Raw genomic sequence first — 10617 nt, forward strand, 5'->3', positions numbered from 1 at the left:
TACAGGTGACTCATGCCCCAGCGCGTAATCGCATACTGATGCACTTGAGGAGTTTGACCATGCCTCAACAACAAAGTTCAAAACATTCTTTCACTTGGACGGCTGCGGGCGCTACGCGGCTGGCTCATTTCACTCGCTGCCCGGAAGGGCAGGGTTTCTCGGAGCAATTCTGATGAAGGAAACCCAGGCCTGGATTGACGAAGGGCGCCCTGGGCAGTAGCTATCGGCCAATTTAGTCTTGGACCAACTGTTCATTAGCACCCAAAAGGCAAAAAAAAAGCCCGCTGCAGGAGCGGGCTGAATCTATTCCTTGGAGGAGAAATAGAGGAGACAGGTGTAATAATGCCAGACGGAAATAGTTAAATCCAATTTTTGTTTGTGATACCAGTTATCAGAAAACGGTATAGTGAGCGTATCGGTAACAGGAGAACCGCATGCCCAGTACGGTACGCCACCGCAGCGTGAACATCGTCTTCCTCGAGGAGGGCGAGGCGATCCTCACTCATTGCAAGCCGGGCGACATCGCCATCGAGCACCGGCCCGACGGCTGGTGGACCAGTTTCATCGGCGAAAAGGGCGAGGCCGACAGTTATGACCAGCCCTATGCGAGCTATAACGAGGCGCTGTGGGCGGCCAAGGCCGCCGCGGAGTTCGGCCTGCGCTGAGTTTAGCGCCACACATTTCAGAAATTGGCCCGGATCGGGTCCGTGCGGGCGTGCGCCGCTTTGTGCGGTCGGGGAAATGTTCTACGATAGCAAGCATGGGTAAAACACAAACGACCAGCATCCCGATTCTTGCCCCAGCTGCGAGCGATACCGGCTCCGTCCGCAGCAAGCTCATCATCATGGCCGTGTCGACCACCTTCGTCGCGCTGCTGTCGGCCTCGATCGGCATGCTGCTGTACGATATGCGGACGTTCAAACAGTACTGGGTCGACGACCTGCGGACCCAGGCCGAGATCATCGCCAGCGTCACGGCGCCGGCGCTGGCATTCAACGATAGCCAGACCGCGCGCCAGAACCTGGCGGTGCTGAAGGTGCGCCCGCAGATCCTGTCCGGCGCCATCTATACGGCCGGCGGCGCGCGCTTTGCCGGCTACACCCACAGCTCGCGCACGCCGGAGTACCCGGCCAGGCCGGGCCAGCCGGGCTACATCATCGAAGGCGACCAGCTCGAGGTCTGGCACAGCATCCTGCAGAACGGCGAGCTGCTCGGCACGGTCTACCTGCGCGCCCGCTTCGCGCTGGGCGAGCGCATGCTCGATTACGCCGTCATCCTGGGCGGCGTGCTGATGGCGTCGATGGTGATCGCGGCGCTGGTGGCTTCGCGCCTGCAGAAAGGCATCACGACGCCGCTGCAGGCAGTGACCGACGTCGCGCGCGAGGTGGTGCAGCGGCGCGACTTCAGCGTGCGGGTGCCGGGGCACCAGGGCGGCGAGATCGGCGTGCTGGTGGCAGCCTTCAACGACATGCTGGCCGAGATCGGCCGCCGTTCGCACGCGCTGCAGGAAGCTAACCTGACGCTGGAACACGAGATGCAGGTGCGCCACCGCGCCGAGCAGGCGCTGCTGCTGGCCGACCGCCGCAAGGACGAGTTCCTGGCGACGCTGGCGCACGAGCTGCGCAATCCGCTTGCGCCGATCCGCACCGGCCTCGATATCCTGCGCATCCGCAGCGGCGATGCCCAGGCCACCCAGCGCGCCACCGACATCATGGAACGCCAGCTGCGCCAGATGGTGAGGCTGGTCGACGACCTGCTCGACGTCACGCGCATCAATACCGGCAAGTTCGCCATCAAGATGGGGCGGGTCGAGCTGAAGGCGGTCGTCAACGACGCGCTGGAGGTGGTGCGTTCCTACATCGAGTTGCACGGGCACGAACTGGTGATCGACCTGCCGGACCGCCCTGTGTTCCTGAACGGCGACGCCACCCGGCTGGCGCAGATCCTGTCCAACCTGCTCAACAATGCGGCCAAGTACACCAACCGCGGCGGGCGGGTCAGCCTGACCGCGCGGGTCGAGGACCAGACCCTGGTGGTGAGCGTGGCCGACAACGGCATCGGTATCGCGCCGGAAATGCTGGACCATGTGTTCGAGATGTTCGTCCAGGTCGATTCGACGCTGGAGCGCACCAATGCCGGCCTGGGCGTCGGCCTGTCGCTGGCGCGCAAGCTGGTCGAGCTGCACGGCGGCACCATCGAAGCCCGCAGCGGCGGGGTGGGGCGCGGCAGCGAATTTATCGTACGCTTGCCGATCGTGGTCGAGCCGGAGATGCCGGCCAAGAACACGCCGGCGACTTTCATTACCTCCGAGAGCTACCGCATCCTGCTGGCCGACGACAACGTCGACTTCGTCAATAGCATCGGCGCGCTGCTGTCGGCTATGGGGCACAGTGTGGTGATCACCCATAACGGGCCCGATGCGCTGACCGCGGCGGCACGGTTCTGTCCGGATTATGCCTTCCTGGATATCGGCCTGCCCAAGATGTCGGGCTACGACCTGGCGCGCGGCATCCGCAAGCTGCCTTGCGGATCGATCACCTTGCTGGTGGCGGTGACCGGCTGGGGACAGGAGAAGGACAGGCAGCTGGCGTTCGAGGCGGGGTTCGACCATCACATGGTCAAGCCGGTGCGGTTCGAGCAGATCGAGGAGATTCTCAGCAACCGGACCCTGATCAAGAAAGTGCGGGGATAGCGACAGCCGCGCCCTCATGTGCGGAAAAGAAAAAAGGCCTGGAGATTGCTCTCCAGGCCTTTTTTCCTGATTCTTGGTGCGGCTGGCAGGAATTGAACCCACGACCCCTTGGTTCGTAGCCAAGTACTCTATCCAGCTGAGCTACAGCCGCGAAAGACGAAATATAGCAGGGGTTCGCCAATTCGCCAAGGCGTATTGTTTGAATGCAATAAATACCGTGAAAACGCGAGTCGCCCAACCGCGCCCACATGTCCTTCCTCCCTGGTTCTCGATCACCGTCCTCATGCTAGCCGAGCCCTTCATTACAGAAGCACAATGCTGCTCAAAATAATTAATAAAACAAATTGCTTTATCAATTCGAGAAACGCATACTGTGTTCGGTTCCAGGTGTAAGTACAAGCAGCCTGCGTCCGCCTAATCGTTCACAAGGCGGCTCAGCTGATGGTCGACAGAATGAGCGCGCCCACCTTGTCGGCACGCGGCGCGCTACCGGTACCACCACAAAACTATAACTAGATAGTAGGAGACACAAAATGAGCAATCGTTTTTTGAGAGTATTGCCTGCGGCCATGGCATTGATCGTCACCGGCGGGTCCGCGCGCGCCAGCGATGCCGAAGGGGAGTTTCACGGATATTTCCGCACCGGCGTTGGCCACAACTCCGGCGGCGGCGAGCAGGCGTGCTTCGGCTTGGAAGGCGTCGCCAAACACCGCCTGGGAAATGAATGCGATTCTTACGGCGAATTCCTGTACACCAAGGAAGTGGCCAAGTCGGCCAACGGCGCCAGCTTCGTCGCCAATTTCATGGGCAACATCTCGGCGGACGGCTACGATTTCGGCACCGCCCACAAGTATGTGAGCCAGGCCTTTATCGAAGCCAAGAATCTCGATTTCCTGCGTGGCGGCACGGCGTGGATGGGCAAACGCTACTACCATCGCCTCGACATCCACACGATCGACTACAAGTGGCTCCAGAGCGATGGCGTGGGCGCGGGCATCAACGGGTTCCCGCTCGGACCTGGCAAGTTCAGTTATGCGTTGTTCCGCGACGATAAATTGATTGCGAATGCCCGGCAGACTTCCGCCACCCGCCAAAATTTCACCTACGAAGGCGTCAAGGTGAACCGGAACGGCACGCTGCAACTGGACCTGACGCTGATCAGCGAGGATACGGCGAACCCCGGCGCACACGGCGGCTGGTCGGTCTCGGCCGTCCATTTGCAGGACAAGGTGCTCGGCGGCGACAACAAATTCGGCGTGCAGTATGGCGTCGGCCCCGGCATCATGATTGGCGGCGCCGCCGACATCACGCTGGGTTCGGACGTCACGCGCACCCGCGTATTCGACCAGCTGATCTGGCAGGCAACCCCCGACCTGGTCGGCTCGCTGATTGGCCTGGTGCAGCGCGACAAGGGCAGTGCCGGCACCCGGACCTGGGCGACGATCGGCGCGCGCCCGGTTTATTCGGTGACCGAAAACTTCAAGCTGCAGCTCGACCTCGGCCATGACCGGATTCGCCCTGCGGCGGGCGGGGCGACCCAGCAGCTGACCAAGATCACCTTCGCGCCGACGCTGACCGTGGGCCGCGGATTCTGGACCCGCCCCGAACTGCGTGCCTTCGTCACTTACGCAAAGTGGAACACCGCCGCACAGCAGGCAGCCACGGCCGGCAGCACGCTGTCGAGCACCGGTGTTTTCGGCCGCAATACCAACGGCACCTCGGTTGGCTTGCAGCTCGAAGCCTGGTTCTAAAACTGGTAGGCCAGGGCGTGAACAAACGTCGCATTAATAAATAAAACTACTTGATTTATCTATCTATGCGGCCTATATTTGATATCAGAGCAGCGGCAACCACGGTTGACCAGCAGCCGACTCATAATATTTAGGAGACTTCACATGAATTTCAAACAATGCCTCGCATTGGGCCTGCTGGCGTCCACCGCCGCGATCGCAGCCGCCGCCGACGAACCCATTGTCGGCCTGATCACCAAGACCGAAACCAATCCCTTCTTCGTCAAGATGAAGGAAGGCGCACAGCATTCGGCCAAGGCGCAGGGCGCCAAGCTGCTGACGGCGTCCGGCAAGTCTGACGGCGACAACGCCGGCCAGATCACCGCGCTCGAGAACATGGTGTCGGCCGGCGCCAAGGCCATCCTGATCACCCCCAGCGACTCGAAAGCCATCGTCCCGGCGATCAAGAAAGCACGCAGCCAGGGCGTGATGGTGATCGCGCTCGACAGTCCGGCGGCGCCGCAAGATGCCACCGATGCGCTGTTCGCGACCGATAACTACAAGGCAGGCACCCTGATCGGCCAATACGCCAAGGCCACGCTGGCCGGCAAACCGCTCAGGATCGCCATGCTCGACCTGTTGCCCGGCCATCCGGTCGGCATCGCCCGCCACAACGGCTTCCTCGCTGGCCTCGGCGCGCCCGGCATCAACGCCAACACCGCCAACCTGGGCAGGTCCGCCGACGTCGTCTGCATGGCCGACACCTATGGCGACCAGGGCAGGGGCCAGAATGTGATGGAAAACTGCCTGCAAAAAAATCCCGACATCAACCTGGTCTACACCATCAATGAGCCAGCTGCAGCCGGCGCCTACAAGGCCCTGAAAGCGGCCGGCAAGGAAAAGAGCGTGATGATCGTATCGATCGACGGCGGCTGCACCGGCGTGCGCAACGTCAAGGCCGGCGTGATCGCGGCGACTGCGCAGCAGTACCCGCTGAAGATGGCCAGCCTGGCGGTCGACGCCGGGGTGCAATACGCCAAGACCGGCAAGAAGGTCAGCGGCTATGTCGATACCGGCGTGTCGCTCATCACCGACAAGCCGGTGACCGGCGTCGCCAGCAAGGACACCGCCTTTGGGCTGGGTGCCTGCTGGGGCAAATAAGCCGTCACTCTTGCGCAATCGCATAAGGAAAAACCAAAATGAAAACGAATGTCAACGACTACGTGTCGCCCAATTCGGCGCGTGCCCCGGCCGCCTCCGGCCAGGATAAGAAGAGCGTCAACCTTAAGCAGTACCTGCCGTCGATCTCGACGCTTGGCCCGCTATTCGCCTTGCTGGCCGCGAGCATCTTTTTCGCCACCCAGTCCGACCGCTTCCTGACCGGGCAGAATTTTTCGCTGATCCTGCAGCAGGTGATGGTGGTCGGCGTGATCGCGATCGGCCAGACCCTGATCATCCTTACCGCCGGCATCGACCTGTCGTGCGGAATGGCGATGGCGCTCGGTTCGGTGGTCATGACCAAGCTCTGCGTCGACATGGGCATGAACCCTTACCTGGCCGTGCTGTGCGGCATGGCTGCCTGCGTGCTGATCGGCTACATCAACGGCGCCCTCGTCACCATGGTCAAGCTGCCGCCGTTCATCGTCACGCTCGGCACCTTGAACATCGCCTTCGCCGTCACCCAGCTGTATTCGAACGCGCAGACCGTCACCGGCGTGCCGGATGCCATGACCTTCCTCGGCAACACGTTCCAGCTCGGGCAGACCAACATTACCTACGGCACTGTGCTGATGCTCGGGCTGTACGTGCTGACATGGCTGTTCCTGCGCGACACGGCGCCGGGCCGTCACATCTACGCCGTCGGCAACAATCCCGAAGCGGCGCGGCTGACCGGCATCGCCACCAACAAGGTGCTGGTCGGCGTCTACATGATGGCAGGATTGTTCTACGGCATCGCCTCCTTGCTGTCCGTGTCCCGCATGGGCGTCGGCGATCCCCAGGGCGGCCAGACCGACAACCTCGACAGCATCACCGCGGTGGTCCTCGGTGGCACCAGCCTGTTCGGCGGGCGCGGCCACATCCTCGGCACCCTGATCGGCGTATTGATCGTCGGCGTGTTCCGCAATGGCTTGACCCTGATGGGCGTGTCCTCCGTCTATCAAATCCTGGTGACCGGCATCCTGGTCATCCTGGCCGTCGCAACCGATCAACTGACCCACAAGAAAGGCTAAGAAGATGACTACGCAACATTCAGGCCTTGTTTTCCAGGCGCGTGGCCTGGTGAAACGCTACGGCGGCGTTACCGCACTCGACGGCACCGATTTCGATTTGCGCTCAGGCGAAATCCTGGCCGTGATCGGCGACAACGGCGCCGGCAAGTCTTCCCTGATCAAGGCGCTGTCCGGCGCCTTGATTCCCGACTCCGGCGAGATGCTGCTGGACGGCCAGCCGGTCCACTTCAAGTCGCCCATCGATGCGCGCAAGCACGGCATCGAGACGGTCTACCAGGACCTGGCGGTAGCGCCGGCCATGACGATCGCCGAGAACCTGTTCCTCGGCCGCGAAATCCTGCGGCCCGGCGTGCTCGGCACCTGGCTGCGCGTCATCGACAAGAAGAAGATGCTGTCGGAAGCTGTGCGCCACATGCAGGACCTGAAGATCGGCATCCGCTCGATGAAGCAGGCGGTCGGCACCCTGTCCGGCGGCCAGCGCCAGGGCGTGGCGGTGGCGCGCAGTACGGCATTCGCCAAGCACGTCGTGATCCTCGACGAGCCGACCGCGGCGCTTGGTGTCAAGGAAGGCAACATGGTGCTGGAGCTGATCCGCCGGGTGCGCGACCGCGGCCTGCCGGTGATCCTGATCAGTCACAACATGCCGCACGTGTTCGAGATCGCCGACCGCATCCACATCCAGCGGCTCGGCAAGCGGGTGGCGGTGGTCGACCCGAAACACATCAGCATGTCGGACACGGTGGCGGTGATGACGGGCGCCAAGAACCCGGAAGACCTGCCGGCAGAAGCGCATGCTTAAGGGAATCGATCCGCTGCTGACGCCGGAGTTGCTGAAAGTGTTGGCCGAGATGGGCCATGGCGACGCCATTGCGGTGGTCGACGCCAATTTCACCGCCACCACGCTGGGCCGCGGCAAGCCACTGGTGCGGCTGGCCGGCACCGGCTTGCAGCGCGCCTGCGCCGCGGTGCTGTCGGTGTTCCCGTTCGGCACCGCCGCGGAGCAGCCGGTCGCCTTCATGAAAGTGGGCGACACGCCGGACGGCTACGTCTCGCCGCTGCAGCGCCAGGTGCTGGCATTGTGCGCGCCGGGTATGGGCGAGGCCGTCGAACGGTTTGCCTTTTACGAGCGCGTGAAACAGGCGTACGCCATCGTGCAAACCGGCGAAATGCAGCCGTATGCGAATTTTATTTTCAAGAAGGGCGTCATCGCCGATGTCCCGGACCTTTGACGGCGTGGCCGTAGTAAGATCGTGGCCCCCACGCTTAAATAAAATCGGATGATTTACTTACCATGCTAGACGATCCAATCGACCCATCCCTTGCCGACGAGGACGAAGAAGCCATCGAATGGCTGCGCCCGCGCGGCTCGAACCAGGTTGGCATGAGCCAGTTTAACGAGCGCATCGTGCTGCAGGCAGTGCGCCTGAACGGCAGCATGGCGAAAGCCGACCTGGCGCGCTTGACGAAGCTGAGTACGCAGACCGTTTCGCTGATCATCAACCGCCTGCTCGAAGGCGGCTTGGTGCTCAAGCTGGCGCCGCAGCGCGGCAAGGTCGGCCAGCCGTCGGTGCCGATCGTGCTCAATCCCGATGGCGCATTTTTTATCGGCATCAAGATCGGCCGCCGCAGCCTCGACCTGCTGCTGGTCGATTTCGTCGGCAAGGTGCGCGACCGCGCGTCGGTGTCGTACGCGTTTCCCGAGTCCGATACGCTGTTCGGCGTGATCGAACAGCAGCTCAAGGCAATGTGCGCGCGCCTCGATCCACAGTGGGTCGCGCGCCTCAGCGGCATCGGTATTGCCGCGCCGCTGGCGCTGGGCGGCTGGCAAAGGCTGCTCGGCATCGCGCCGCAGCAGGCCAACCAGTGGGACAACATCGACATCCGGGCGCGGGTGCAGGCGATGACCGCCTTGCCGGTCGAATTCTCCAAGGATACCGCGGCCGCGTGCGTGGCCGAACTGGTCGCCGGCCGCGGCCGCAGCATTCAGAGCTACCTGTACGTGTTCGTCGACACCTTCGTCGGCGGTGGCCTGGTCCTCGACAGCCACCTGCACGGCGGCCTGCACGGTAATGCCGGCGCGGTGGGGTCGATCCCGCTTGGCCTGGCGCGCCGCGAGGCCAGGGCGGCGCCCGAGCAGCTGTTGAGCGCTGCCTCGCTGTTCAACCTCGAGCAGCTATTTACCGCCTCGGGGCTCGACGAGGGCGCCGCCAACGACGGCCGCGCGCTGCAGGAACCGTGGCTGACGCATACCAGCGCATGGCTCGACGATGCGGCGCGCGCGATCGCGCTGGCGATTGTCAGCGCCACCTGCCTGCTCGACCTGGAAGGCGTGATCATCGATGGCTCGATCGACCGCCTGTTGCTGGAAAAACTGCTGGCCGCGGTCGAAAAGTCGCTCGACTACTACAACTGGGAAGGCGTTCTCCGCCCAATCGCGCTGGCCGGCACCATCGGTTCCGACGCGCGCGGGATCGGCGCGGCGCTGCTGCCGCTGTACGCCAACTTCGGTCCCGACCGCGACCTGTTCCTCAAAAACTTATAGCATTCCCGATTGGAGATTTGATGGTTGTGACATTTGGCGAAGCACTGGTCGACCTGATTGAACAGCACAATGGCCGCTTCGCGGCGGTGCTGGGCGGCTCGGTGTGCAATTTCACGCTGGCGGTGGCGCGCCAAGGCATGGCGGTGACCTACCTCAATCCGCTGTCGCAGGACAGCTTCGGCCAGCGCTTCGCCGATTACCTGGCCGATGCGGGCGTGCACCTGGCGAGTACGGCGCGCAGCGCCAAGCCCACCTCGCTGGCCGTCGTCACGCTCGACGCGCAGAAGATGCCGACCTATTCCTTTCATCGCGCTGCGGTGGCGGACCGCGACATCTCGCCCGCCCAGGCCTGCGCCGCGCTGCCGCCCGGCCTTGCGCTGTTTCATACTGGCGGCCTGGCGCTGGTGCCGGACGATATCGCGGCGACGCTGCAGGTCATCGAGGCCGCAGCCGGGGCCGGCGCGCTGGTGTCGGTCGACGCCAACATGCGCCCGATGGTGTGCCCCGACCTGCCGGCATACGCGGCCGGGGTGCGCACTGCCTTGGCGCTGGCGAATATCATCAAGGTCAGCGAAGAGGACCTGGTGCACCTCGGATTTGGGGATCTCGCCCCGGTCGACGCCGCGCGCGCGCTGTTCGACGCGCCCGCCGTCAAGCTGGTCGCGCTGACCCTGGGCGAGCAGGGCGGGGTGCTGATCTCGCGCCAGGCCAGCGTGCAACTGGGGATTCCGGCCGGCGTCGACGTCGTCGATACGGTCGGCGCCGGCGACTGCTTTCTTGCGGGGCTGGTCGCCAGCCTGCACAGGGCCGGCAAGCTGACGCTCGATGGCCTGGCCAACCTGGACCAGGCCACGCTCGAACACGCGCTCGAATTTGCGATTGCCACGGCGAGCCTGAACGTCATGGAGGAAGGCTGCAGCCCGCCGACCAGCGACGAGGTGAAGGAATACCTGGACCGTGGCGCGCGGCGTGTAGACGATTTGTCGATGTTTATGTGTAGTGATCGCGACCTGATCTGACTTTACCCGGTTTGAAGCCTGCGGCTGTCAGGTCAAATTAAGCTGTTCAACGTGGTGATTTTATCTCGCGATGCCTCCGGGGATCCTGGCGGCAGAAGCGAGTCACGCAAAAGTTACTCACTATGAAAAAAGGACTTAAGTAGCGTTAGCCACTTAAGTCCTTAATTTCAAACACGAATTTTGGTGCGGCTGGCAGGAATTGAACCCACGACCCCTTGGTTCGTAGCCAAGTACTCTATCCAACTGAGCTACAGCCGCCGAAGTCGAAATTATAGCAGCACTTTAAGAAATATCAAAGGACCCAGCGAAGGAAGATAATCGGAGTTAATGCCGTGTTTAATATGGCAGGGAAGGGCGCCATAATGCGCCGGGCAATATCGCGAGTGCCGACCCGATTATTCAA

The 10617-nt window shown here is 62.7% G+C and carries 9 protein-coding genes and 2 tRNA genes; 9 read left to right on the forward strand and 2 right to left on the reverse strand.

Going from position 1 to position 10617, the window contains the following annotated elements:
• Positions 1 to 434: 434 nt before the first annotated feature.
• Both D3872_RS17760 and D3872_RS17765 read left to right on the forward strand, forming a co-directional pair.
• Positions 435 to 665 carry a hypothetical protein gene (locus tag D3872_RS17760; RefSeq protein WP_119812061.1) on the forward strand — a complete coding sequence of 77 codons (231 nt, stop codon included), beginning with the start codon at positions 435 to 437 and terminating at the stop codon, positions 663 to 665.
• A 95-nt stretch (positions 666 to 760) separates the two neighbouring features.
• Complete coding sequence (locus D3872_RS17765; protein ID WP_119812062.1) at positions 761 to 2692, forward strand: sensor histidine kinase, YfiR-like protein-associated; 1932 nt, start codon at positions 761 to 763, stop codon at positions 2690 to 2692.
• Between the two features lie 74 nt (positions 2693 to 2766).
• Here the strand turns inward: D3872_RS17765 and D3872_RS17770 are convergent.
• Positions 2767 to 2843: transfer RNA gene (locus D3872_RS17770), tRNA-Arg, on the reverse strand.
• 382 nt (positions 2844 to 3225) lie between these two features.
• On the opposite strand from D3872_RS17770, the gene D3872_RS17775 reads away from it, so the two are divergent.
• The 7 genes from D3872_RS17775 (at position 3226) to D3872_RS17805 (ending at position 10214) form a co-directional block, all read left to right on the forward strand.
• On the forward strand, positions 3226 to 4443 hold the full coding sequence (locus tag D3872_RS17775; protein ID WP_119812063.1) for a maltoporin: 1218 nt from the start codon (positions 3226 to 3228) through the stop codon (positions 4441 to 4443).
• 144 nt (positions 4444 to 4587) lie between these two features.
• Entirely contained in the window at positions 4588 to 5583 is a 996-nt protein-coding gene (locus D3872_RS17780; protein WP_119812064.1) for a sugar ABC transporter substrate-binding protein, read from the forward strand.
• Between the two features lie 38 nt (positions 5584 to 5621).
• Entirely contained in the window at positions 5622 to 6653 is a 1032-nt protein-coding gene (locus tag D3872_RS17785) for an ABC transporter permease (protein ID WP_119812065.1), read from the forward strand.
• 4 nt (positions 6654 to 6657) lie between these two features.
• Entirely contained in the window at positions 6658 to 7452 is a 795-nt protein-coding gene (locus D3872_RS17790; RefSeq protein ID WP_119812066.1) for an ATP-binding cassette domain-containing protein, read from the forward strand.
• Positions 7445 to 7882 carry an RbsD/FucU family protein gene (locus D3872_RS17795; protein WP_119812067.1) on the forward strand — a complete coding sequence of 146 codons (438 nt, stop codon included), beginning with the start codon at positions 7445 to 7447 and terminating at the stop codon, positions 7880 to 7882. Before D3872_RS17790 ends, D3872_RS17795 begins: the two co-directional genes overlap by 8 nt.
• Positions 7883 to 7944: 62 nt before the next feature.
• Complete coding sequence (locus tag D3872_RS17800; RefSeq protein WP_119812068.1) at positions 7945 to 9195, forward strand: ROK family transcriptional regulator; 1251 nt, start codon at positions 7945 to 7947, stop codon at positions 9193 to 9195.
• A 20-nt stretch (positions 9196 to 9215) separates the two neighbouring features.
• On the forward strand, positions 9216 to 10214 hold the full coding sequence (locus tag D3872_RS17805; protein ID WP_119812069.1) for a PfkB family carbohydrate kinase: 999 nt from the start codon (positions 9216 to 9218) through the stop codon (positions 10212 to 10214).
• Positions 10215 to 10395: 181 nt separating this feature from the next.
• On the opposite strand, the gene D3872_RS17810 is transcribed toward D3872_RS17805, so the two are convergent.
• Positions 10396 to 10472 (reverse strand) — tRNA-Arg (locus tag D3872_RS17810).
• Between the last annotated feature and the right edge of the window lie 145 nt (positions 10473 to 10617).

The organism is Massilia cavernae (assembly GCF_003590855.1).
Taxonomy (GTDB): domain Bacteria; phylum Pseudomonadota; class Gammaproteobacteria; order Burkholderiales; family Burkholderiaceae_D; genus Telluria_A; species Telluria_A cavernae.